At 55.6% G+C, this 24,884-nt stretch carries 19 protein-coding genes and 3 tRNA genes; 13 read left to right on the top strand and 9 right to left on the bottom strand.

Annotated elements, in window-relative coordinates:
• The first annotated feature begins 33 nt into the window (after positions 1 to 33).
• Both yhdP and tldD read left to right on the top strand, forming a co-directional pair.
• Complete coding sequence (yhdP, locus tag ACFQW4_RS16300; RefSeq protein WP_377726220.1) at positions 34 to 3,852, top strand: AsmA2 domain-containing protein YhdP; 3,819 nt, start codon at positions 34 to 36, stop codon at positions 3,850 to 3,852.
• A 64-nt stretch (positions 3,853 to 3,916) separates the two neighbouring features.
• Positions 3,917 to 5,362 carry a metalloprotease TldD gene (tldD, locus tag ACFQW4_RS16305; RefSeq protein ID WP_110867445.1) on the top strand — a complete coding sequence of 482 codons (1,446 nt, stop codon included), beginning with the start codon at positions 3,917 to 3,919 and terminating at the stop codon, positions 5,360 to 5,362.
• A 41-nt stretch (positions 5,363 to 5,403) separates the two neighbouring features.
• Here tldD and aaeR read toward each other — a convergent pair whose 3' ends face one another.
• Complete coding sequence (aaeR, locus tag ACFQW4_RS16310; protein ID WP_101762846.1) at positions 5,404 to 6,321, bottom strand: HTH-type transcriptional activator AaeR; 918 nt, start codon at positions 6,319 to 6,321, stop codon at positions 5,404 to 5,406.
• A gap of 258 nt (positions 6,322 to 6,579) precedes the next feature.
• Between aaeR and aaeX the strand changes: the two genes are divergently transcribed.
• The 5 genes from aaeX to ACFQW4_RS16335 all read left to right on the top strand — a co-directional run bounded on the left by aaeX (position 6,580) and on the right by ACFQW4_RS16335 (position 11,548).
• Positions 6,580 to 6,783: a p-hydroxybenzoic acid efflux pump operon protein AaeX gene (gene aaeX, locus ACFQW4_RS16315; protein ID WP_021508145.1), complete on the top strand. Its 204-nt coding sequence runs from the start codon at positions 6,580 to 6,582 to the stop codon at positions 6,781 to 6,783.
• A gap of 10 nt (positions 6,784 to 6,793) precedes the next feature.
• Positions 6,794 to 7,723, top strand: a complete 930-nt coding sequence (gene aaeA / locus ACFQW4_RS16320; RefSeq protein WP_101762847.1) for a p-hydroxybenzoic acid efflux pump subunit AaeA — start codon at positions 6,794 to 6,796, stop codon at positions 7,721 to 7,723.
• An 11-nt stretch (positions 7,724 to 7,734) separates the two neighbouring features.
• Positions 7,735 to 9,687, top strand: coding sequence for a p-hydroxybenzoic acid efflux pump subunit AaeB (gene aaeB, locus ACFQW4_RS16325; RefSeq protein WP_377726224.1), 1,953 nt, complete (start codon positions 7,735 to 7,737; stop codon positions 9,685 to 9,687).
• A 111-nt stretch (positions 9,688 to 9,798) separates the two neighbouring features.
• A complete protein-coding gene (locus ACFQW4_RS16330; RefSeq protein WP_377726226.1) occupies positions 9,799 to 11,253 on the top strand; it encodes an NAD-dependent succinate-semialdehyde dehydrogenase in 1,455 nt (484 codons plus the stop codon).
• Between the two features lie 25 nt (positions 11,254 to 11,278).
• The gene (locus ACFQW4_RS16335; RefSeq protein ID WP_217549797.1) at positions 11,279 to 11,548 is read left to right on the top strand and encodes a hypothetical protein; all 270 of its coding nucleotides are present in this window, start codon (positions 11,279 to 11,281) and stop codon (positions 11,546 to 11,548) included.
• A 50-nt stretch (positions 11,549 to 11,598) separates the two neighbouring features.
• Here ACFQW4_RS16335 and yhcN (ACFQW4_RS16340) read toward each other — a convergent pair whose 3' ends face one another.
• From yhcN (ACFQW4_RS16340) to argR, 4 genes are all read right to left on the bottom strand, one after another.
• Positions 11,599 to 11,865: a peroxide/acid stress response protein YhcN gene (gene yhcN / locus ACFQW4_RS16340; protein ID WP_008101968.1), complete on the bottom strand. Its 267-nt coding sequence runs from the start codon at positions 11,863 to 11,865 to the stop codon at positions 11,599 to 11,601.
• Positions 11,866 to 11,966: 101 nt separating this feature from the next.
• Positions 11,967 to 12,233 carry a YdgH/BhsA/McbA-like domain containing protein gene (locus ACFQW4_RS16345; RefSeq protein ID WP_007891990.1) on the bottom strand — a complete coding sequence of 89 codons (267 nt, stop codon included), beginning with the start codon at positions 12,231 to 12,233 and terminating at the stop codon, positions 11,967 to 11,969.
• Positions 12,234 to 12,323: 90 nt separating this feature from the next.
• Positions 12,324 to 12,587 carry a peroxide/acid stress response protein YhcN gene (gene yhcN / locus ACFQW4_RS16350; protein ID WP_101762851.1) on the bottom strand — a complete coding sequence of 88 codons (264 nt, stop codon included), beginning with the start codon at positions 12,585 to 12,587 and terminating at the stop codon, positions 12,324 to 12,326.
• Between the two features lie 490 nt (positions 12,588 to 13,077).
• Positions 13,078 to 13,548, bottom strand: a complete 471-nt coding sequence (gene argR, locus ACFQW4_RS16355; protein ID WP_008101964.1) for a transcriptional regulator ArgR — start codon at positions 13,546 to 13,548, stop codon at positions 13,078 to 13,080.
• A 424-nt stretch (positions 13,549 to 13,972) separates the two neighbouring features.
• On the opposite strand from argR, the gene mdh reads away from it, so the two are divergent.
• Positions 13,973 to 14,908, top strand: coding sequence for a malate dehydrogenase (mdh, locus tag ACFQW4_RS16360; protein ID WP_101762852.1), 936 nt, complete (start codon positions 13,973 to 13,975; stop codon positions 14,906 to 14,908).
• A gap of 52 nt (positions 14,909 to 14,960) precedes the next feature.
• Here the strand turns inward: mdh and mscM are convergent, their stop codons facing one another.
• From mscM to rsgA, 3 genes are all read right to left on the bottom strand, one after another.
• Positions 14,961 to 18,296 carry a miniconductance mechanosensitive channel MscM gene (mscM, locus tag ACFQW4_RS16365; protein ID WP_377726228.1) on the bottom strand — a complete coding sequence of 1,112 codons (3,336 nt, stop codon included), beginning with the start codon at positions 18,294 to 18,296 and terminating at the stop codon, positions 14,961 to 14,963.
• Positions 18,297 to 18,311: 15 nt separating this feature from the next.
• A complete protein-coding gene (asd, locus tag ACFQW4_RS16370) occupies positions 18,312 to 19,208 on the bottom strand; it encodes an archaetidylserine decarboxylase (RefSeq protein ID WP_377726230.1) in 897 nt (298 codons plus the stop codon).
• A 93-nt stretch (positions 19,209 to 19,301) separates the two neighbouring features.
• Positions 19,302 to 20,345, bottom strand: coding sequence for a small ribosomal subunit biogenesis GTPase RsgA (rsgA, locus tag ACFQW4_RS16375; RefSeq protein WP_101762855.1), 1,044 nt, complete (start codon positions 20,343 to 20,345; stop codon positions 19,302 to 19,304).
• A 103-nt stretch (positions 20,346 to 20,448) separates the two neighbouring features.
• Between rsgA and orn the strand changes: the two genes are divergently transcribed.
• The 4 genes from orn to ACFQW4_RS16395 all read left to right on the top strand — a co-directional run bounded on the left by orn (position 20,449) and on the right by ACFQW4_RS16395 (position 21,749).
• On the top strand, positions 20,449 to 20,997 hold the full coding sequence (orn, locus tag ACFQW4_RS16380) for an oligoribonuclease (protein WP_101762856.1): 549 nt from the start codon (positions 20,449 to 20,451) through the stop codon (positions 20,995 to 20,997).
• 299 nt (positions 20,998 to 21,296) lie between these two features.
• Positions 21,297 to 21,372: transfer RNA gene (locus ACFQW4_RS16385), tRNA-Gly, on the top strand.
• 28 nt (positions 21,373 to 21,400) lie between these two features.
• A tRNA-Gly gene (locus ACFQW4_RS16390) sits at positions 21,401 to 21,476 on the top strand.
• Positions 21,477 to 21,673: 197 nt separating this feature from the next.
• Positions 21,674 to 21,749: transfer RNA gene (locus tag ACFQW4_RS16395), tRNA-Gly, on the top strand.
• Between the two features lie 477 nt (positions 21,750 to 22,226).
• Here ACFQW4_RS16395 and queG read toward each other — a convergent pair.
• Positions 22,227 to 23,366, bottom strand: a complete 1,140-nt coding sequence (gene queG / locus ACFQW4_RS16400) for a tRNA epoxyqueuosine(34) reductase QueG (RefSeq protein WP_377726233.1) — start codon at positions 23,364 to 23,366, stop codon at positions 22,227 to 22,229.
• On the opposite strand from queG, the gene nnr reads away from it, so the two are divergent.
• Entirely contained in the window at positions 23,365 to 24,882 is a 1,518-nt protein-coding gene (nnr, locus tag ACFQW4_RS16405) for a bifunctional ADP-dependent NAD(P)H-hydrate dehydratase/NAD(P)H-hydrate epimerase (RefSeq protein ID WP_377726235.1), read from the top strand. The genes queG and nnr overlap by 2 nt on opposite strands.
• Positions 24,883 to 24,884 lie beyond the last annotated feature (2 nt).

Here is a 24,884-nt window from a genome sequence, read left to right on the forward strand (position 1 = left end):
TTCCGCAAGCCAACGGATAGCAAGGAGAGGTGTGTGAGGCGGTTGCCGAGGATTTTGTTACTGCTGCTCGCCGCAATCATCGTAATTGTGGCGCTGCTGGTCAGCGGGTTGCGCCTCGTGATGCCGCACCTCAACAGTTATCGCAGCGATATTCTGCAGACGATCTCACGCGTCAGCGGCGTCACGGTGACGGCCAGCGAACTGCTGGGCAAATGGGAGAATTTTGGCCCGACGCTGCAGATGCGCAATCTCAACGTCGCGATGCAGGAAGATGGGCAACTGACCATCGGCCGCGTCAATCTGGCGCTCAATGTGTGGCAATCGCTGCTGCACTGGCGCTGGCAATTCCGCGATCTCACCTTCTGGCAGCTGCATCTCGAAACCAACCATCCGCTGTTCACCAGCGACGAACAGAAGAACAGCTTCAAACCGGCGCAAATCAACGATCTGTTTTTGCGTCAGTTCGACCACTTCGATCTGCGCGACAGCAGCATCCGTTTTCTGACGCCGTCCGGCCAGCATGCTGAACTGGCGATTCCGCGCCTTACCTGGCTGAACGAAAATACCCGTCACCGCGCCGAGGGCGAAGTGAGCCTCTCCAGTTTTACCGGCCAGCATGGCGTGGTGCAGGTGCGACTTGATCTCAACGACAGCAACGGTTTACTCAGCGATGGCCGCATCTGGATGCAGGCCGATGATGTTGATGTGCGACCGTGGATTGGTCCGTGGCTGCGTGATAACACCAGCCTTGAAAGCGCGCGCTTCAGTCTGGCCGCGTGGGCGAATTTGCGCGATGGCGATCTCTACGCCGGTGATTTGCTGTTGAGCAAAGGTGGCGCGCGCTGGCGCGGCGAGCAGGGCGATCATCAATTAGAGGTTGATGGCTTAACCGCGCACTTGTCGCGGTACCAGAATGGCTGGAGCCTTTCGGTACCGCAAACCCGCTTGAGAACGGATGGCATCGCATGGGCGCCAGGACATTTTTCCCTGCTGTGGAAGCCGGAAGATAAGCAGATGCTCGGCGCCAACAGTGCGCCGGAGATGCGCGTGCGTGCCACGCAGCTGGATTTAGAACGTCTGGCGCCCGTCGTTCCGCTGTTTGCACCGCTTTCTCCAACCTTGCTGGATAACTGGCGTGCGCTACAGCCGCGCGGCCACATTGATGCGCTGGCGCTGGATATCCCGCTGCAGCAGCCTGAGCAAACGCGTTTGCAGGTGAAATGGCGCGATCTCGCCTGGCAACAGTGGGAATTACTGCCGGGTATCAGCAATCTCAGCGGGAGCGCCAGCGGTAGCTTAAACAACGGCTTGCTGGATGTGGCGATGGGCCAGGCGGAAGTACCGTACGGCGATATGTTCCAGGCTCCGCTGCAGATTAAACAGATCACTGGCCAGCTCAACTGGCTGCGCGATGCTAACGGCTTAACGCTGGATGGACATCAGCTGGATGTGCAGGCCCGTTCGCTGTGGGCACGCGGCGATTTCCGCTACCAGCAGAATTTGGGTAGCGCGCCGCGACTCGATATTCTCGCCGGAATTCGCGTTACCGATGCTGGCGATGCGTGGCGTTATTTCCCGCAGCAGCTGATGGGCCACGATCTTACTCACTATCTCAGTGACGCGATTAAAGGCGGGCAGGTGGATAACGCCACGCTGCTGTTTGCTGGCGATCCCTCGCTGTTCCCGTTCAAACACAATGACGGCATGTTTGAGGTTTGGGTTCCGCTGCGCAATGCCACCTTCCAGTTCCAGCCCGGCTGGCCAGCGCTGGAAAACCTCGACATCAATCTCGACTTCCTCAACAACGGTTTGTGGATGAAAGCCGATAAAACCAGGCTCGGCGAGGTTGATGCGCGCAATGTCAGCGCGGTGATTCCGGATTACCTGAAAGAGAAGTTGATCATCGATGGTGACATCAGCGGCGAAGGCAAAAAAATCGCTGACTATTTCGAGCAAACGCCGCTGAAACCGACGCTCGGCGCGGCGCTGCAGGAGCTACAGATTGGCGGCAATGTGCGCGGCACGTTGAATCTTGATATTCCACTGGATGGCGAGCAGGTGCACGCCAGCGGCAATGTGGTGCTGAACAACAACAGCCTGCATATCAAGCCGTTAAATACCACGCTAAACAATCTCACCGGCCGCTTCCGTTACAACAACGGCAATCTGGAGAGTGAAGAGCTGCAGGCCAACTGGTTCGGGCAGCCAACCGGCGTGAGTTTCAGCACGAAAGAGAATCCCAACGATTTTGGCGTGAACGTCAAACTGCTGGGCGATTGGCAGCCAGGTAAACTCAAGGTGCTGCCGGATGCCATCACGCGTCAGTTAGACGGTTCTTTACCGTGGCAGGGCAATGTGGATATCACGCTGCCGCATAAAGGCGGCGCAACCTACAAAGTGGCACTGCAAGGCGAGGGCAAAGCAGTAAGCAGTCACTTACCAGCACCGCTGGATAAAGCGGCTGGTGAAGCGATGCCGATTACCATCAACGCGGATGGCGATCTGAAAGGCTTTACCTTGAGCGGCAGCGTGCGCGAGCGCCATCGTTTCAATAGCCGCTGGATTCTGGAGCCGCAGCTGCGCGTTGATCGCGGGATCTGGCTGAATGATGCGAAAAGCACACCGAAGCTGCCCGAGAAGCGCGGCATGGAGCTGAATCTCCCGCCGCTGAACGGCGAAGCCTGGATGGGGATGATGGCTGGCGCGGGCAGTGCGCGTAACGCTCAGGGCGAGCCGGAAGTGGGCGGCGCGGCGCTGCCGGGCGACTTTATTCTGCGCACACCGGCGCTGACGCTTGGTGGTCAGCAATGGCACGACGTTAACGCTACCGTTACGCAGGGGCCAGCCGGCAATACCCACTTGCAGCTGGAGAGCCGTGAAGCACGTGGCAGTTTGCAGACGGCGCAGCGCTCTCCGTGGCAGATCAACCTGAGCTATCTTTACTACAATCCTGAATGGGCTGAGAAAAGCGATGGAAAATCATCGCCGTTTGGCGGCAACAGCAGCAACATCAACTTCAGCAGCTGGCCAGCGTTGCAGCTCAACTGTGATGAGTGCTGGATTCGCGGACAGAAGTTTGGCCATATGCAGGCGAAGCTACAGCCGCAAGGCGATACGTTAGCACTTACTAACGCCTCGATTGATTCTGGCAGCTCAAAATTGAACGTGACGGGTGAATGGGTGAATAAACCCGGCGATCAGCGCACTTCGCTGAAGGGCAGCCTGAGCGGCGACAACATCAATGACGCGGCTAACTGGTTTGGCATGAATACGCCGCTGCGCGATGCACCGTTTAAACTCGATTACGATCTGCACTGGCGTTCTGCGCCGTGGCAGCCATCGGAAGAGACGCTAAGCGGTACGCTGAAAACCCACTTTGGTAAAGGCCAGATCGCCGATGTGAACACCGGCCGCGCCGGGCAGTTACTGCGCCTGTTTAGCTTTGATGCCTTGCTACGCAAGATGCGCTTCGATTTCAGCGACACCTTTAGTGACGGTTTCTATTTCGATTCGATCAACGGCACCGCGTGGATTGAAAACGGTGTGATGCGTACCGATAACCTGCTGGTGGATGGCCTGGAAGCGGATATCGCCATGAAGGGCAACATCGATTTGGTGAAGCGTCAGATCGACATGGAAGCGGTGGTCGCCCCGGAAATCTCCGCGTCGGTCGGCGTTGCCACTGCATTCGTCATCAATCCGGTGGTCGGTGCTGCGGTCTTCGCCGCCAGCAAAGTGCTGGGACCGCTGTGGAATAAGATTTCACTGTTGCGCTACCACATCAGCGGACCGCTGGATAAGCCGGAAATCAATGAAGTACTGCGCAAACCGCGCGAAGACGAGAAGAAGTGAATTTGACGCCGTCGGGTAATTGCCGCAGGCTATGACTATCCGAGCACATAATGAGTGAGAAACGATGACTCTGAATCTGGTAAGTGAGCAGTTGCTAACTGCGAACAGCATTAATCAGCAGGACCTTTATTCCCTGTTAGGGCAGCTTTCAGAACGTCGTCTGGATTATGCCGATCTCTATTTCCAGTCCAGTTTCCACGAATCCTGGGTGCTGGAAGACAAAATTATTAAAGATGGTTCTTACCATATCGATCAGGGCGTGGGCGTCCGCGCCGTGAGCGGTGAGAAAACCGGTTTCGCCTACGCTGACCAGATTTCCCTGAATGCACTGCGTCAGTCGTCTGAAGCGGCGCGCAGCATCGTGCGTGAACAAGGCAACGGCAAAGCGCATACCTTATCGGCGGTGCTGAACCGTTCGCTGTATGCGCCCGTTAATCCGCTGGATAGCCTGACGCGCGAAGACAAAATTGCCCTGCTGCACCGTGTTGATAAAGTGGCGCGTGCTGCCGATCCACGTGTGCAGGAAGTGAATGCCAGTCTGAGCGGTGTTTACGAACAAGTGCTGGTCGCCGCAACTGACGGCACGCTGGCCGCAGATATTCGTCCGCTGGTGCGTCTTTCCATCAGCGTGCAGGTGGAAGATCAGGGTAAACGCGAACGTGGCTCAAGCGGCGGCGGCGCGCGTACCGGTTATGAATTCTTCCTCGCCGATGAGAGCGGTGATGTGCGTGCCGATGCCTGGGCGCGCGAAGCGGTGCGCATGGCGCTGGTCAATCTCTCCGCCGTGGCGGCACCCGCTGGCATGTTGCCGGTGGTGCTGGGCGCAGGTTGGCCGGGTGTGCTGCTGCACGAAGCCGTTGGACATGGTCTGGAAGGTGACTTCAACCGTCGTGCGACATCGGTATTCAGCGGCAAAATGGGCCAGCTGGTGGCTTCAGAGCTGTGTACCGTGGTTGACGATGGCACCATTGAAGGTCTGCGCGGTTCGCTGGCGGTCGATGATGAAGGCGTGCCGGGCCAGTACAACATGCTGATCGAAAATGGCGTGCTGAAAGGCTACATGCAGGACAAGTTGAATGCGCGCCTGATGGGCGTCAATCCAACTGGCAATGGTCGCCGTGAATCTTACGCGCACCTGCCAATGCCGCGCATGACCAACACTTACATGCTGGCGGGCAAATCGACGCCACAAGATATCATCGAAAGCGTGGAGTACGGCATTTACGCGCCAAACTTCGGCGGCGGCCAGGTTGATATTACGTCCGGTAAGTTCGTGTTCTCCACCTCAGAAGCTTATCTGATTGAGAACGGTAAAGTGACGACGCCCGTAAAAGGCGCCACGCTGATTGGCTCCGGCATCGAAGCGATGCAGCAGATCTCGATGGTCGGCAACGATCTGGCGCTGGATAAAGGCGTCGGCGTATGCGGTAAAGAGGGACAAAGCGTGCCGGTTGGCGTGGGTCAGCCAACGCTGAAGCTGGATAAAATCACCGTAGGTGGTACCGCCTAACGCTGTCAGGTCGCCATGTATGGCGACCTGAACATCTGCCCTCAACCTTTCCGATGCTGCTGATACTGCTGCGCTACCTGCCTGAAATACTCGGTCAGATAATCAATGCACACCTGCACTTTCAGCGGCAGCTTGTCTTTCTCGGTATAGAGCGCATAGACCGGGCGCGGCTCCGAGTGATATTGCGGGAACAGAATATCGATCTCCCCCGCATTGATCTCATCAATCACCCACATCAACGGCACATAGGCGATACCGCAACCTGCTTTCAGCCAGCGAATCAGCGTCTGCGAATCGTTGGTGACGAAACGGCCCTGCGGCGTAAGGCGGGTAACCAATCCTTCCGGCGCAACCAGTTCAAAAGTGTTATCCGGCCGCACGCTATATTCCAGCCACGAAAAATTATCGATCTCGCTGGGTTTTTCCGGCGTGCCATGCTGCGCCAGATAGCTCTTCGCCGCGCACACCACCATCGGCATTGCACCCAGCCGACGCGAGAACAAGTTCGAATCCTGCAGCGCGCCCACGCGCACCACCAAATCCAACCCGTTGGCGATCAAATCGGGAGCAGGAATGCCCGTCACCAGATTGACGCCCAAACCCGGATATTCGCGTAACATTTCGCTGGTCATCGCCGATAACACATTCTGCGCCATCGTCGATGAGCAGCCGATCCGTAGAATTCCGATCGGCGTGTTGTTAAAGGCGTACAGCTGCTCGTGTACCTGCGACGCCTCCGCTAGCATGCGGCGACAGCCCTGAAAATAGATCTTTCCGGCCTCAGTCAGGCCAATGCTGCGCGTGCTGCGATTAAGCAATTTAACCTGTAACTCATCTTCCAGTTTGGCGACTATCTGGCTGATAGACGAAACGCTAAGCTGTAGCTGGCGCGCCGCGGCGGTAAATGAACCTAATTCAACCACTTTGGCGAAAATGGACATGCTCTTAAGTCGATCCATTGTTTACTCTGGCTAAAAAGTGATTTAGCTCACAATATGTAGAAAACGTATAGTCAAGCGCGTTACTATACGCGCGCTGGGTCTCTTCACTGCACCTGAACACGGCTGTGTTAGCCCGATGATACGCTATGATTAGCTCAACGCGGCCTGAATGTTGCCATCAGTTTATCCGTTATCCCCTGATCGTAAACCCAACGTGCTACATGGCATGTGGGCAGGTATCGGTGCAATCCGGCAAGGTCGAACTAAGGATCCGAAATGAGTGTGCTTCCGGTATTTGTCGTATTCGGGCTGAGTTTTCCGCCCATCTTCATTGAACTACTGGTTTCACTGGCGCTGTTCTGGCTGGTGAAACGCGTGCTAACGCCTAGCGGGATCTACGATCTGGTTTGGCATCCGGCACTGTTTAACACTGCGCTGTATTGCTGCGTGTTTTACCTTGTATCCCGTTTATTCGTCTGAGGTTTTTTAAGTGAAAGCGCTAATAAGAAAAATCGCGCGATACGCGATTACACTCCTGCTGGTTGTCATCGCCATCGTGATCATCTTCCGCGCCTGGGTGTTCTACACCGAATCACCGTGGACGCGTGATGCCAAATTCTCTGCCGATGTGGTGGCGATCTCGCCTGACGTCACCGGCATCATCACTGACGTGCCGGTGCACGACAACCAGCTGGTAAAAAAAGGCGACACGCTGTTTGTGGTTGACCGTCCGCGCTACCAAAAAGCGCTGGACGAAGCCCAGGCGGATGTCGAGTATTACCAGGCGTTAGTGAGTGAAAAACGCCGTGAAGCCAGTCGCCGCAATCAGTTGGGGACCAGCGCGATGTCGCGTGAAGCGATTGAGCAATCCAACAACGATCTGCAAACCAGCGAGCATCAGCTGGCGAAGTCTGTGGCCACGCGCGACCTGGCGGTGATCGACCTCGATCGCACCACTATCAAAGCGCCATCTGACGGCTGGGTCACCAACCTCAATGTCTATCAGGGCGAATTCATCACGCGCGGCTCGGTAGCCGTGGCGTTGGTGCAACAGCACTCCTTCTATGTGCTGGCCTACATGGAAGAGACCAAGCTGGATGGCGTGCGTCCGGGCTTCCGCGCGCAAATCACGCCGTTGGGGAGCAACGCGGTACTGCGCGGCACCGTTGACAGCATCGCGGCGGGCGTAACCAACAGCAGCAGCACCAGCGACAGCAAAGGCATGGCGACCATCGACTCGAATCTGGAGTGGGTGCGTCTGGCGCAGCGTGTGCCGGTGCGTATTCGTCTCGACGAGCAACCGGGCAACCGCTTCCCGGCGGGGACCACGGCGACGGTGGTGATTACCGGTGCGCAGGATCGCGAAACCAAAGTCTCGCCGCTGGCACAGTTGTTCAATCGCCTGCGTGAGTTTGGTTAAGCGAGGGCGATATGATTGAGTTTTTGCGTTTCCCGGTGAAGCTCACCTTCGCGCTGGTTGCGGCGTTGATGATTGGCTTTCACTTCCATCTGGAAACGCCGCGTTGGGCGGTGATGACCGCCGGCATCGTGGCCGGTGGTACCGCCTTTGCTGCGGGGGGCGATCCCTATTCTGGCGCGCTGCGCTATCGCGGCATTCTGCGCATCATCGGTACTTTTATTGGCTGTATCGCCGCGCTCACCATTATGATTGCCACGGTGCGCGCGCCGGTGGTGATGCTGCTGCTGTGCTGTATGTGGGCCGGCATGTGCGTGTGGCTCTCTTCGCTGATCAAAGTCGAAAACTCCTATGCGTTGGGCCTTGCCGGTTACACCGCGCTGATCATCGTGGTGACGGCGGATGCCAGCGGCGGCTTAACGCTGGCTCCGCAGTACGCGGTTGAGCGCTGCAGTGAAATCGTCATCGGTATTCTGTGTGCCATCCTCGCCGACATGCTGTTCTCGCCGCGTTCGATCAAAAAAGTGATTGAGCAGGAAGTGGATGCGCTGCTGGTGGCGCACTACAAATTGCTGCAGCTGTGCGTCGCGCATGAAGACAAAGAGGAAGTGGATAAAGCCTGGAGCGCGTTAGTGCGTCGCACCACGGCACTCAACGGCATGCGCGGCCAGCTGATGATGGAATCCTCACGCTGGAAAAACTCCAGCCGCCGCCTGCAAATGCTTAACACCTTATCGCTGACGCTGATCACGCAGGCCGCCGAAACTTTCCTGATTCAAAACTCGCGCCCGGAATACATTCCACCGCACTATCGTTTGCTGATCGAAAAAGAGGTCAACAGCGTCAACGATGTGCATAAGCGCATGAAGGTGATGCGTCGCCTGATTGGCGTGAGCAGCAAAACCGTGCCGGTGACGCTGGCGAGTTGGGTCGGCGCGGCCACTGAATATCTGCTGCTGATTAACGGCATTAAAAGTAATAGCCGCATCACCCCGCTGGAAGAGAGCATTCTGCAGCGCGAGGTAGTGATTCAGGCGCGTTCTGCGGAAACCCATCACGCGATGATCAACGGTATACGTACCTTCGTCGCCACCGCGCTGGGATCGCTGTTCTGGCTGTATACCGGCTGGACATCAGGCAGCGGCTGCATGGTGATGCTGGCGGTGATTACCGCGCTGGCGATGCGTATGCCGAATCCGCTGATGATGGCGAAAGACTTCCTTTACGGCATGACGGTTGCGGTGCCGCTCGGCGCGCTCTACTTCATTTTTATTCTGCCCGCGACCCAGCAAAGTGCGCTGCTGTTGTGTATCGCCATCGGCGCGCTGGGTTTTATCGGCGGCATCTTCGTGCAGCGTCGTCAGTTGGGTACGCTGGGTGCGTTGATTGGTACCATCAACGTGCTGGTGCTGGATAACCCGATGAAGTTCGAGTTCAACGTATTCCTCGATAACGTGTTGGGCCAGGTGATTGGCTGCTTTGTAGCGATGATGGTGATTCTGCTGATTCGCGATAAATCCAAGGAGCGTACCGGACGTAAACTGCTGAATCGCTTTATGTATGCCGCAGTTGCTGCGCTGACCACTAATCAGGCGCGTCGTCGTGAAAACCACTTGCCGGCGCTGTATCAGCAATTGTTTTTGTTGCTCAACCTGTTCCCCGGCGATATCGATAAATACCGTATCGCGCTGACGCTGATTATCGGCCATCAACGCCTGCGCAATGCCGAAGTGCCGGTGAATGCAGATCTCTCGGCCTATCACCGCCAGCTGCGCTACACCGCCGACCGCATTATCTCCGCGACCAGCGATGATAAGCGGCGCTATTACTTCGAGCGGCTGCTCAAGGAGCTGGATGTGTATCAGGAAAAGCTGCAGCACTATGCTGCGCCTGATAACGTCACCGAGCCGGTGAAACGGCTGGCGCTGATGCTGGATAAGTATCAGAACACCTTAATACAAATCTGAAACTGGCCGCTGCAACCTGCAGCGGCCTTTTAGATCCCACGCTGACACAAAAACCTCTGATATTGGCATCTATACTTTCCTGACAGGACGTAAACTGACAGGAGAAAACCGATGTCCACTTCCCTCCAACAACACGAATTTTTCAAGACCGGCTATTTCGCTGATGGTCAGTGGCATAACGCCAGCGCCACCTTTGAGGTGACCAATCCTGCCACTGGCGAAATTATCGCTAACGTGGCGAAAGCCGGCCAGCAAGAAACCCAACAGGCGATTGCCGCCGCGCAGCGTGCGTTTCCCGCCTGGCGCGATAAAACCGCCAAGGCGCGTGCCGAAATCCTCTATCGCTGGTATCAGCTGATCATCGAGAATAAAAGCTGGCTCGGCCAGTTGATGACCGCCGAGCAGGGTAAACCGCTTAAAGAAGCCGAAGGTGAAGTGGAATACGCCGCCAGCTTTATTCAGTGGTTTGCCGAGCAGGCGAAACGCGCCAACGGTGAAATCATCCCGCCGGCTAAACCAGGCTCGCGCATTCTGGCGACGCGGGAACCAATTGGTGTGGTCGCGGCGATCACGCCGTGGAATTTCCCAATGGCGATGCTGACGCGCAAACTTGGCCCCGCATTGGCCGCGGGCTGTACCGGCATCATCAAACCCGCTAACAACACACCGCTGAGCGCCTTCGCGTTGCTGGCGCTGGCGCAGAAAGCCGGTGTGCCTGATGGCGTACTTAATGCGGTGGCGGGCGATACGCATGCCATCAGCGACGCGATCATGGCCAGCAAGGCGGTGCGCAAAATCTCCTTTACCGGTTCCACCGCGGTGGGCAAAACGCTGATGCGTAATGCGGCTGAAACCATGAAAAAGGTCTCGATGGAGTTAGGCGGCAACGCGCCTTACATCGTGTTTGATGATGCCGATATTGATGCGGCGGTGCAGGGCGCGATTGCCAACAAATTCCGCAACGCCGGACAGGTGTGCGTCAGCGTCAACCGTTTCTATGTGCATAACGCGGTGTACGATCGCTTCGTTAATCAACTGGCCGATGCGGTGGGCAAACTAAAAGTCGGAAATGGCGTGGAAGAAGGCGTGATCGTTGGCCCGCTGATTGAGCCCTCCGCGCTGGAGAAAGTGGAAGAGCACGTCAAAGATGCATTGAGTAAAGGCGGCAAATTGCTGGTCGGCGGCGAACGTCATCCTCTTGGCGGCAACTTCTGGCAACCAACGGTGATTGGCGAAGCGCATGAAGAGATGAAGCTGGCGCAGGAAGAGACGTTTGGTCCGGTTGCGGCTTGCTTCCGCTTTGACGATGAAGCCGAGGTGATTGCGCGCGCCAACAACACCGAATTTGGCCTGGCGGCTTACTTCTACACGCAGAATCTGCAACGGGTGTTCCGCGTCTCAGCGGCGCTGGAAGCGGGCATGATCGGCATTAACGAATGCGCGGTATCCACTGAGCTGGCACCGTTTGGCGGCGTGAAAGAGTCTGGACTGGGACGCGAAGGATCGGTGTTGGGGATGGAAGAGTATCTGGAAGTTAAAGCGTTGCACCTCGGCGGACTCAGCTAGCCGCAACAACCAAGAGGGCGTCATGATGAGAACCGAGCGTTTCGATTTCGACGAGATTGTCGATCAAGCCCATTTTTATCGACAGTTTAGCGATCGTTTTGCGTTAGCCGATCTCGCCATCAACGATCTTGACGATCTTTGGGATGCGATTATAGGTGAGCAACTGCCGTTGCCGCTGGAGATTGAATTTGTAAATCTGGGGAAAGGGCAGAAACGCCGGTATGGCGCATTGATCCTGCTATTTGATGAAGCAGAAGAGGAGCTGGAAGGCCAGCTCCGCTTCAATATAAAGTAAAAAGGGCCCCGGCGAGCGGGGCCAAAGGGTTCGTCTTAATTGACGAGGAATTACTTATACAGCTCAGCTGTCACGTGGTAGCTGTCGCCGGTTTTCGCTTCAATCACTTTGTAAGCGCTGGCACCTTGCTCATCCGCTTTCTGAGAAAGCTCGGCACGATAGTCCATTGGCGAACCGCCGGTTCCGCTGATTGAAATGGTGCTGCCGGTAGGTTGCAGATTCTGCGCCTGTTGTTCGGTGACCAGTTGTGCTGCAGAAGCACCAAAGGCGAACAGGGAAAGCAGGGTAGCAGTTGCGATGGTTGTTTTGATTTTCATAATTTTCTCCTCGTTTAATCAACAACCTGCGGCAGAAAAGGGGTGGCGGGTCGTCGATCTATTGCCTGGCGCCATCAAGGCACCGGACGTTCAATTAGTGATTATTTGTACAGTTCAGCAGTTACGTGGAAAGTATCGCCACGGTTGCTTTCGATGATGCGGTAATGGCTGGCACCCTGCGCATCGGCTTTCTGTGACAGTTCCTGACGAACGTTGGTCTGGTCGCCGTCAACACCGCTCACGCTGATGGTTTGGTTCAGAGATTGCAGCTGTTCAGCTTGTTGGTTTGAAACCAGGCTGGCGGCACTCGCGCCAAAAGAAAGAACAGAAGCCAGGCCCAATACTGCGATAGCTAATTTGGTTTTCATGATTCACTCTCCTGAAATGGGGGCCGGCAACCTGAGAGGCAAGAGCGTCTCAAACGGGTCGCCGTTCACATTGCTTTTTAAGTCAATAACTTATTTGTACAGCTCAGCGGTTGCGTGGTAGCTGTCACCGGTATTCGCCTCAACCACGCGATAGGCTTTCGCACCTTGCTGGTCGGCTTTATCGTTTAACTGCTGACGGATATCCATTGGAGAACCGCCCACGCCGCTGACGCTGATGGTGCCCGCAGGTTGCAGATTCGCAGCCTGTTCAGCATTAATAGAATCTGCTGCAAAAGCACCAAATGACAGGGCAGAGAGAACACTTAAAGTCGCGATAGTAGTTTTAACGTTCATGGTATTTTTCCTCGTCGTCTATTTTTATCTTTTTCTTTCGTGTGATTTGCATCACGAAAACAAGTATAGATCTAATCACCCATGAAATTAATACCGAGCTAATAATGTTTGGTTGTAATTCTTTATCCTTATGGCACTTTTTTAGAACCTGAAGTTATAAAAAACGCCTGGATCTTAACCATAGGTGGTTATTTCACCGTAAAAACAATGATCTACATCAAATTATCTTTTAGTGCGAAAGATCGTGGTTGATCTCGCTGGCTGATACAGATAGAGAAGGGAAAGACACTGAGCACAATGTGTAAAGCAGCGTAAAATAGCGCATAAGGTTAAAAAGGCATAAAGGTCGTACCAATGATAGTGGCTGAAAAGAACCGCTGAGCATATGGATAACTTATTATTTATAAAAGGGATTTGTAACAGAATGGTTACGAATGAAGCGTAAAGGGCAAGATAACCGGCAGATGAACTGCCGGAATGCAGCAGGGTTTTATAGCTCTTGTTCGAATAAAACCAGGATCGCGTCGTACAGCTGTTTTACCGAGAAGGTGCGCGCGGGAGTAATAAAGATGGTGTCATCACCGGCAATGGTGCCGAGAATGCCTTCCGCTTTGCCCAGCGAATCCAGCAGGCGCGCAATCAGCTGCGCCGCGCCCGGACTGGTGTGAATCACCACTAACGCATCGTTGTAATCGATATCCAGCACCAGATTCTTCAGCGGGCTGGTGGTGGTGGGCACGCCGAGTTCAGCAGGCAGGCAGTAAACCATCTCCATCTTGGCGTTGCGCGTGCGCACCGCGCCAAACTTGGTCAGCATGCGAGAAACTTTGGACTGATTAATATTCTCGAAGCCGTCTTCCTGCAGCGCCTGCACGATTTCGCCCTGGGAGCTGAATTTCTCTTCCTTCAATAAGGCTTTAAACGCCTTAATCAAGTCGTCTTGTTTCGATGGGTTTCGCATAAGCTACCAATTAAAAAGGGGTTGCAGAGGGCAACAGGCCCACGGCAGATAAATTATTATGCATTTAGATGAATTTTTATGCAATAAGTCTGGTAAGAGAATCGCGGTAGTGACCTGCGGGGCGGGCATCATAACAGAATATGATGTTGCACCAAAATCGCGGGTGGACGCGCAAAGCGAAGGTTGCAAAGTTGTTATATTATTGAAGTGGTAACAACAATATCGATGATCATTGCCGTCCATTGTCTTCTGGCTGCGAATGAATCATTCAGGCGACTTCTGAAGTGGAGATGTCTCGGGAGCCGATTGCGGCGTAGTGTTTAGTGCGCGACAGGTTTAGTCGCTATCGCCTGAGAAGTTGATTAAACTCGTAACCTGATGGATTTTCGGCATATCTCTGCCCCACCTTAATAAGGAGTTCAGGATGAAAGTTGCCGTTCTCGGTGCCGCTGGTGGTATTGGCCAGGCGCTCGCACTGCTGCTCAAAACGCAATTACCCGCAGGCTCAGCTCTCTCACTTTACGATATCGCCCCGGTAACGCCCGGTGTGGCGGTCGATCTCAGTCATATCCCAACGGCAGTCACCGTGGAAGGGTTTAGCGGTGAAGATGCTACGCCTGCGCTGCATGGTGCTGATGTGGTGCTGATTTCCGCGGGTGTGGCACGTAAGCCGGGCATGGATCGCGCCGACCTGTTTAACGTCAACGCTGGTATCGTGCGTAACCTGATCGAACAGGTTGCCAGTACCGCGCCAAAAGCGCTGATTGGCGTCATCACCAATCCGGTGAATACGACGGTGGCGATTGCGGCCGAAGTGCTAAAAAAAGCCGGCGTGTATGACAAGAATCGCCTGTTTGGCGTTTCCACCCTCGATATCATCCGTGCCAATACCTTTGTCGCGGCGTTAAAAGGCAAGCAGCCCAACGAGATTGAAGTGCCGGTGGTGGGCGGGCATTCCGGCGTAACGATTCTGCCGCTGCTGTCGCAGGTGAAAGGCGTGAGCTTCAGCGAGCAGGAAGTGGCGGATCTTACCAAACGTATTCAGAACGCGGGCACCGAAGTGGTGGAAGCCAAAGCCGGTGGCGGATCGGCGACGCTGTCGATGGGACAGGCAGCGGCCCGTTTCGGCCTGTCATTGATTCGTGCCCTGCAAGGCGAAGCCAACGTGGTGGAGTGCGCGTATGTGGAAGGCGATGGCGAATATGCCCGCTTCTTCTCGCAGCCGCTGCTGCTGGGCAAAAACGGTATCGTTGAACGCCGTCCGCTGGGCACGCTGAGTGCCTTTGAACAGCAGGCGCTAAACGGCATGCTGGAAACGCTGAAGAAAGATATCTCGCAGGGCGAAGAGTTTGTGAAGTGATAAACTCCGAGCGGCAATAAAAAACGCCCGGCATCTGCCGGGCGTTTTGTTTTTATAATCCGCCAGATTTGAAGGTCTTATTGGCGGGCGCACCGTTAGTCGCGGGGTTTTGCTTTCCTAACGTCTCCATGCGCACCTGGAATGGTGGGAACGGCATCTCAATGCCGTGCTCCTCAAAGCCGCGCAGAATCAGCTGATGCAGTTCATGGCGTAGCGGCATGCGATGCCCCATCTCCGCCGCATGCACGCGCAGTTCAAACAGCTGAATACCTTGCTGCAGGTCGACCAGGAACACATCCGGCGCCGGCATATCGAGCACGTAGGTGCAGCGATCGGCTGCCTGCTTAAGAATGTTGGTCACTTCATCACTGTTGACTCTGGCGGGCGCTGGAATCGTCAACACCACACGCGTCACTGAATCCGACAGCGACCAGTTCACGAACTGCTCAGTAATGAAAGCCTTATTCGGCACGATGATCTCTTTGCGGTCCCAATCGGTGATGGTGGTGGCACGCGTGTTGATGCGCGTAATGCTGCCAGTCAGGTCGCGAATGGTCACGGTATCGCCAATACGGATCGGTTTCTCAAACAGGATAATCAGGCCGGAGATAAAGTTAGCGAAAATCTCCTGCATCCCGAAGCCCAAACCCAGACCCAACGCAGCAACCAGCCACTGCAGCTTCGACCACTCAATGCCCATCATTGAGAAGCCAATCAAGCCGCCAATCAGCATCAAAGCATACTTGGTCAAAGTGGTAATGGCGTAACCGGTGCCCGGCGCCAAACTGAGATGCTGCAACAGCGCCAGCTCCAGCAGCGCCGGCATGTTACGCACCAGCTGCGTGGTGATGATCAGCACCAGAATCGCAATCAACACCGCACCCAGCGTAATCGCCTGCACGCTGTCCACACCCTGAATGGTGGTGCTGGCATTCCACAGCGGAATGTTATCAAGGAAGCTAAACGCCGAGTGGATTTCTGACCACAGCACAATCACCGAAACCAGCGCAATCAGCGTCAGGATTGAACGCACCAGACGCAGCGACTGTGCGCTGATCTCATCGAGATCAATGCTTGGCTCATCGATTTCAATGGTGTCAGCATTCGCTGGCGTTGATTGCTCTTTCTCTTCTTCGCTGCGCGCGCGGTTGGCCAGCATATCGGCACGACGCTGACGTGCACGGTCAAAGGCGATGCGGCGGCGCTGAATCAGCATCCAGCGGCGGATGATGTGATACACCACCAGCAGGAAGAACCAGATGCCCACCGAGGTTTCCAGACGCGCCAGCAGCGCCTGCGCGGTGGCGAGATAACCGATGCAGGAGGCGAGGGCAGCCACCAGCGGCAGGGCAATCATCAGGTTCCACAAAATGCGGTTTACGAAGTTATCGCCGTTGCCCTCTTTATCCAGATAGAGCGGAATACCGGCGCGTTTCAGGCTAACGGTAACGATACTCAGCGCGCCACAAATCAGGATGAAGCACACGCGTCCCAGCGTGCCGGAGAATTGCGGATCGTCGAGATTGGCAAAGGCGATCAGCAGCATGATCAGCGGCACAATCAGCCCCACCGACAGCGAGTAATAGCGCATGGCACGCGCCACGCGCGCTTGCGGCCAACGGAAATGCACCACAAACAAGCCATCGGGACGTGCAAACGCGGCGCTGATCATAAAGGCCCACAGCAGCGGCAGCGTGGCGGTGATGCCATCGCCAATCGCCACGGCGAATGGATAAGGCCAGGCATGCTGTAAACCGTAACCGAGCGCGGCCCACAATACCGGCAGCGGCACCGCCACCAGAATCGACCAAAATACCGTGCGCAGCGTCAGGCTGAAGCGATCCTGCGTCACTTTGCCTACGCGGCTGGCGGAGCGCTCCATAAAGGCGTTGTAGTGACGACGTGAGCTGATGCTGAAGCCAACCAGCAGAATCGCACCAATTATCGGCAACACGGTTTCGCGATTGGTAAACATCATCGCCAGCGCTTTGCCGAGCTGGCCGGCGGTATCCAGCGACAACAGACGCTTGAGATCCTGCGCCATCTCCACCGGGAAATTCAGGCCGATGGTATTAACGTCAGCGGTCCAAAACAGATAACGATGCGTCGCATCTTTAACTTCGGCTAAGGCATCCTGCAGCTGCGTATTGGAAACTTTGAGCTTAGTGATTTCCAGAATCAGCGTATCGCAACCGGAAATCAGTGAGTTCAGCAGTTCGCGCTGGGTTTTAAGTTGCGCTTCGAGGATACGTACCTGATCGCTGCTGAACGGCGTGCCGTCATCCTGCTTGGCTTTGCGCAGTTCCTGCTGGCGCTCCAGCAGAGCCTCATAATGCAGACGCTGTACGCGCAGCTGGCCCATTTCGCTGTCAATCTGCTGAGATTTCGGCATCTCTGGCAGACGGGCAACCTGCGCACGCAAGGCTTCGCCCAACAGATTGGATGCCCCCAGCCATTGCGACTGCTCACGCAACGTGCTCAGCGCCTGACGCACCTGCAAGGTCTGATTGGTGGCCAGACGCTGCTGCGAAGCGACTAAATCCATGCGCTGCGCTTGTTGATTAAGGTCTGCGGAGAGTTCGCGGTTAACGCGGAACTGATCGCTGATCGAACTCGGCAGATCGCCGCTGTTTTCCGCCAGCTGCTCGGTGCGCTCAAGCGCCAGTTCAGCTTCGCGCTGGCGCTGATTGTTGAGCTGATTGCGCAGCGCCTGCAGATAGTTATCCAGTTGAGTCGCTTTGCGCTGATGTACTTCGGCGCGCATGCGCGCCAGTTCCTGACGGTTATTCGCCGAGAGCTGCGCCAGCTCTAACTCGTCCACGCGCGCTTTATTGGCGGCGTTTTCCGCCTGACGCGCGTAAATCTGCGCCTGCGCCAGCGGCGTAGTCGCCGTCGAAGCGCTCTGCGCGCGACGATCGCTTTCGGTCATCGCCCGGCGTGCATCGGTTTGCTGCTGCGGCAGCTGCGACAGTGAATCGCTGATCTCGCGCGCGCGATCCTGCTCCTGCTGCGCCTGACGGCCTTCCTCCAGCAGTTGGCTGCTAACCTGCAACAGCTCCTGATCCAGCTCGGCGCTGCTCATATTGCTGCGCACCGCCTTGCTGCTGTCCGTCAGCGTGCCGATCTGCTGACGTAATTCGCGCGCCAGCCGCGGGAAATCATCAATCACCTGCTGATACTGCTTCGCGCGCTCCAGCGACTCATCGCGCTCGTTGAGGAAATTGATCGCCGATTCGAGCGCCTGCACCTGCTCGGTTTGCGCGGGTGAGGTTTTCGCCGATTTAGCCGCATCCAGTTCCTGCTTTAGCTGGCTGGATTGCGGAACGGTGGCTGCAAATACAGAACTGCTGAGCACAAGGCTCAGCAGCAAGGAGAGGAAAACACGCACGGGAGAGATTCCGGGTTATTTGCTAAGTGAGACGCTGTCGCCAGGCTGAGGCAGGGCGATGGCCAGCGGCTGACCGAGGCGGGTTTTGCTTTCGGCTTCAAGGCTTTCTGCCAGCTTCACGCGATTCGGCGCGAACAGGTTGATCACCGTTGAACCCAACTTGAAGCGACCCATTTCCTGGCCTTTCAGCAGCACCACCGCACCATCATGATCGGCAGACGGATAGCGCCAGCGTTTAATCACACCTTCGCGCGGTGGCGTAACGGTGCCCGCCCACACGGTTTCGATGCTACCCACAATGGTGGCACCGACAAGGATCTGCACCATCGGGCCATGATCGGTATCAAATACGCAGATCACGCGCTCGTTACGCGCAAACAGGTTCGGAATGTTACGTGCGGTCAGCGGGTTGACGGAGTAGAGATCGCCCGGCACATAGATCATTTCGCGCAGGATGCCGTTACACGGCATATGCACGCGGTGATAATCGCGCGGGGCGAGATAAGTGGTAACAAACTCGCCGTCATGAAACTGATCCGCCAGATCGTCGTTACCGGCCAGCAGCGCCTGCAGGCTGTAAGTGTGGCCTTTGGCCTGGAAGATCTGATCGCCGGCAATGCGGCCCAGCTGGCTGATCGCGCCATCGGCGGGCAGCGCCAGTAAAGAGGCATCAGTATCGATCGGACGCGCGCCCTCTTTTAACGGACGCACGAAGAAATCATTGAAGGTGCGGTAGCTGCCGGTATGTGGCTTGCTGGCTTCCGCCATATCCACTTTGTAGTACCAGACAAATAGGTCGATGACCGCTTTAGTGAGCCAGCCACCACGGCGGCTGGCACCCCAACCGGCGAGCTCGGTGAGCCCTTTTTTAGGCAAAATATGATTCAGGCCGAGTTTAAAACGATCAAACACCGTTGCCTCCTGGCTTAATTACGTGTCGTTAACAAAAAAGGGGGCGGATTGTAGCAGCGCCCCAGCGCGTTGGCGAATGTGCCGTTGTACTGCTTAATCTGCGTCGGAGGAAAAGTTTTTACGCGTCTTTACCTGCGCCATACTTTCCAGAATTCGGTGGTAGTTATCGAAGCGGGAGATATCAATCTTGCCCTCTTCTACCGCTTCGCGAATGGCACAGCCAGGATCGGTATCGTGCTTACAGTCGCGGAAACGGCAACCGCCAAGGAATTCACGGAATTCGACAAAGCCGCGCGTCACTTGTTCTGGCTCCAGATGCCATAAACCAAACTCACGCACGCCCGGTGAATCGATCACATCGCCGCCCGCCGGGAAGTGGTAAAGGCGTGACGCGGTAGTGGTGTGCTGGCCTAATCCAGAAACGTTCGACACATCGTTGGTCAGAATTTCAGCCGCTACCTCCAGACCAAGCAGGTTATTCAGCAGGCTCGATTTACCCACGCCAGATTGGCCGGCAAAGATGCTGACGCGGCCGGTTAAGGCGCTTTCCAGTTCAACCAGGCCATCTTTGGCGTGGCTGGAAACCATCAAAACGCGATAACCAATGTTGCGATAGATCTCCATCTGCTCATCAACAAACGCGCGGCCTTCGGCATCTAAAAGGTCGGTTTTGTTGAGCACCAGCAGCGGTTCCACGCCAAGAGTTTCGCTGGCGACCAGGTAACGATCAATGATGTTGAGTGACAGCTCTGGCAGGATCGCCGAAACGATAATGATCTGATCGATGTTGGCGGCGATCGGTTTCACGCCGTCATAGAAGTCTGGGCGCGTAAGCACCGTCTTACGTTCGTGTACCGCTTCGACGATCCCTTTGCCGCCGCCAATGGCAGCGCGCCATAAAACGCGATCGCCAGTGACCAGCGAGCGAATGGTGCGGCGGATGTTACAGCGATGCACAACGCCTTCGCTATCTTCCACGTCTGCGTGCATGCCGAAACGGCTGATCACCACGCCATCAGCCGCTTCTCCAAACAGACTATCATCCGGCTCCGGCTTATCGCTCCGTTGCTGCAGACGACGCTGATGGTTGGCGCTTACGCGACGTTGTTGACCTTTCGACAGTTTGTTTTTACTCACGCATCCTCTCACGGCTTTCGCCAGGTTTCGCCCTGCTGGGCAAAACGTCTATGATACACCTGAAATGAGTTTAATGACGACTTTGGCAACAGGCGGGAAACGCATGACAGCTGGAAATGAAAACAACCTGATTTGGATCGACCTCGAAATGACCGGATTGGATCCGGAACGCGATCGCATTATTGAGATCGCTACCATCGTGACCGATGCCAACCTTAACATCCTGGCAGAAGGCCCGGTGTTCGCGGTGCATCAATCTGACGATCAGTTGGCGTTGATGGATGACTGGAACGTGCGCACGCACACCAATAGCGGATTGGTGGCGCGCGTCAAAGCCAGCGAGCACGATGACCGTGCGGCGGAACTGGCCACCATCGAGTTCCTGAAACAGTGGGTGCCGGCGAACACCTCGCCGATTTGCGGCAACAGTATTGGTCAGGATCGTCGCTTCCTGTTTAAGTACATGCCTGAACTGGAAGCCTATTTCCACTATCGCTATCTTGATGTCAGCACGCTGAAAGAGCTGGCGCGCCGCTGGAAACCAGATATCTTGCCAGGTTTTAAAAAGTCCGGTAGCCATCAGGCGCTGGATGATATTCGCGAGTCCGTCGCCGAGTTGGCGTACTATCGCGAGCACTTCCTGCAGCTTTAACCGCCGCGGGTGCGCAGGAAATCATCAGGTTGTCGATAAAAGCAGCGAACGCGCGGAAAGCGCAAAATTTTGCTTTTAGACTCTTGCGACTGAAAGGATTTCTCGTATAATGCGCACCCCGTACCGGTGAAGAATTTCATGCGGAACGGAGAAGTAAAGTAGTACGGCGAAGTTCAGAATCGAGTAGTTGAGTTGGGTACAAGGCGGCAACTGAGCGAATATCTGGGAGCTTACTTCAGTAAGTGACCTGATTGAGTGAAGGCAGCCAACGCAGTAACCAACACAAATACGAAGATTATGCGGGAATAGCTCAGTTGGTAGAGCACGACCTTGCCAAGGTCGGGGTCGCGAGTTCGAGTCTCGTTTCCCGCTCCAAACTTTCGTTGAGTAGTAAACCTCTAATGCGGGAATAGCTCAGTTGGTAGAGCACGACCTTGCCAAGGTCGGGGTCGCGAGTTCGAGTCTCGTTTCCCGCTCCAGAGTTTGTAGTAAACCATCCAAATCACGGATTTAGTCGTTAGCGTGATTGTTGTGACAAAAATACGAAGAGTCAGAATCGAGTATTTTAGTTTGCAACAAGGCGGCAACTGAACGAATCCCTGGGAGCTTACATGAGTAAGTGACCTGGGTGAGTGAAGGCAGCCAACGCAGTAGCAGACTAAAATACGAAGATTATGCGGGAATAGCTCAGTTGGTAGAGCACGACCTTGCCAAGGTCGGGGTCGCGAGTTCGAGTCTCGTTTCCCGCTCCAGATTTTCATATTCACTAATGTTATTTGCCCTTAGGCGCAATCAGAATTAAAACTGCTGCAGATCTTTTTTGATCGCATGCGACACCGTTTTTTTCTGGAAATTTTGCACGCCTCGCTAGCAGCGATAATGCTTGTTGTCTGATGCAGTTATCTTACAGGTTATCCACAATGTGCCTGCAAGCTTCTGACGGCGTTTTCCCCGTTGTTTAAAACTGTTTTGAACAGAGTTATCCACAAGCTCTGGACAAACCCCTGCGCGCTAAATACGACGTGAATATTTACAATAATCGCTTAATTGATTGATTTTTAAGTGGTTATAACTATTTCAGACTGTGATCTTACCCTTTAGACGAAATTACGATCTCCGTCACTATTCAGTTGAATAATTTTATTCACAGCATGTGGAAAAGCGTTTTATCCTGTGCGACTGCTCAATCACGCATCACGCATCACGCATCACGCATCACGCATCACGCATCACGCATCACGCGGCAGGCCTTTTTCGACCGCGCGCACCAGTCGCTGTTTCTTCGCTGGCTGCACATCTACCGCTTGCGCCGCGCGTTTCTGCAACTGCTGTGCAATCGCCCATTCAATATGCTCATCAAGCAGGGGATGTTCGCCGCTGCGCAATGCTAATGCCGCCATATTTTCTTCAGCCCAGGGCGCATTGCCCAATGCCACCGCAATATTTCGCAACCAGCGCAAATGCCCAATACGCCGAATCGCTGAACCTTCGGTGATACGCAGAAATTTGGCTTCATCCCATTTGAACAGATCGGTGAGCGGCGGCGCATGCAGCACCGCGCGCGGCGAGAAATCATCTTCATCGGTTAACTGGCCGTAACGATTCCACGGGCAGATCAGCTGGCAATCATCGCAGCCATAAATTCGATTACCAATCAGCGGACGGAACTCTTCAGGAATTGCGCCTTCCAACTCGATGGTGAGATAGGAGATGCAGCGACGCGCATCGACCACGTAAGGTTCGACGATAGCGGAAGTGGGGCAGATAGTGATACAGGCGACACAGCGTCCACACTGCTCTTCCTGGGGCTGATCGACCGGTAACGGCAGATCAATCAGCAGTTCGCCAAGGAAGAACCACGAACCCGCTTCACGGTTGAGGATCAGCGAATGTTTGCCGGTCCAGCCTAAACCGGCTTTAGCGGCAATCGGGCGTTCCAGAATCGGTGCGGAATCGACGAATGGACGAAAATTGCGTTCGCCACAGTGTGCCTGAATCATTTCTCCGAGCTTTTTCAGTCGATTGCGCAATACTTTGTGATAGTCGCGGCCCAGCGCATAGCGGCTTACATAGCCCAGCTGCGGATTTTTTAAGGTGCTGGCAAAGGCGGCTTTAGCTGGAAGGTAATTCATGCGTACGCTAATCACGCGCAGCGTGCCAGGCAGCAGCTCATGCGGCCGCGCACGCATCATGCCGTGGCGCGCCATCCAATCCATCTCGCCATGATATTGCTTATCCAGCCACGCCTGCAGTTTGGGCTCTTCGGCGCTCAGATCGGTATCGCAAATACCGACCTGTTGGAAGCCGAGGTCGCGTCCCCACTGTTTAATTTGTTCAGCGAGCTGATGAAGATCGAGAGGATATGACATGAGAAACCAGGCAATTGAAGCAAACGCGCGCAGTTTAACACACTCTGTCTGGCCTGCGCAGGCGATGGCGCAACTGGAACGCGATGCCGCCGATAGCCTGGGCTTAACGCTGTTTGAGCTGATGCAACGTGCTGGCCAAGCCAGCTATGAATTAGGCTGCCAGCTGTGGCCGCAGGCGCAGCATTGGTTGATCCTGTGCGGGCACGGCAACAATGGCGGCGATGGTTATGTGGTGGCGCGACTGGCGCAGGCAGCAGGATTGAACGTGACGCTGCTGGCGTGCGCAGGCAGCAAAGCCTTGCCAGAAGAGGCGCAGCAGGCGCAAGACGCATGGCTGGCGGCGGGCGGTGTGATTCATGCGGCGGATGCGCCCTGGCCGGAGCAGGTTGAGGTGATCGTCGATGCGCTGCTCGGCACCGGCCTGAATCGCGCGCCCGCCGATCCTTACGATCGCCTGATCACACTCATCAACGCGCATGCCGCACCGGTGCTGGCGATCGATATTCCCTCTGGTTTGCTGGCGGCTAATGGCACGGCGCCGGGCAAAACGGTCATCGCCGATCACACGTTGAGCATGATTACGCTGAAACCCGGCCAACTGACCGGCAAGGCGCGCGATTACGTTGGCGTTCTGCACAACCATGAGTTGGGCTTGTCGGCATATCTTGCCGCTGAGCAGGCACCGATTTCACGCTATGACGCCGGGGATTTAATGCGCTGGCTGAAACCACGTCGCGCTACTTCACATAAAGGTGATCAGGGGCGGCTATTGGTGGTCGGCGGCGACAGCGGCACGGCGGGCGCGATTCGCATGACCGGTGAAGCCGCCCTGCGAACCGGCGCCGGACTTGTGCGCGTGCTGACACATGAAGATAATATTGGCCCGATTCTCACCGCGCGACCGGAGTTAATGGTTGATGCGCTGAGCGATGAACGGCTGGATCAGGCGCTGGAGTGGGCGGATGTGATCGCCGTTGGACCGGGGCTCGGCCAGCGCGATTGGGCTCAGAAGGCACTGAAAAAGATTGCGGCCAGTGAAAAGCCGATGCTTTGGGATGCGGATGCGCTTAACCTGCTGGCAATCAAGCAGGATAACCGTCAGAATCGCATCATTACGCCGCATCCCGGCGAAGCTGCGCGCTTGCTGGGGGTGAAAACCAGCGAGATTGAGAGTGACCGCTTACACGCTGCGCGCGCCCTGGCGAAACGCTACGGCGGCGTGGTGGTTCTGAAAGGCGCGGGCACGGTGATTGCCAGCGCGGCGGGTGACATCGCCATTGCCGATGTGGGCAACGCGGGCATGGCGTCTGGCGGCATGGGCGATGTGCTGAGCGGGATTATTGCCGCTCTGCTCGGCCAGAAACTGACATTACTTGATGCAGCCTGCGCAGGCTGTGTCGCGCATGGGGCAACAGCCGATGCCGTCGCGCGTCAGCGCGGTACTCGCGGCATGTTAGCCACTGATTTGTTCGAGCTGCTGTGGCAGTTTGTTAATCCAGAGATGATCCAACAATAAAG

This window comes from Pantoea sp. GCM10028869, from assembly GCF_042666835.1.
In the GTDB taxonomy this organism is placed as follows: domain Bacteria; phylum Pseudomonadota; class Gammaproteobacteria; order Enterobacterales; family Enterobacteriaceae; genus Pantoea; species Pantoea leporis.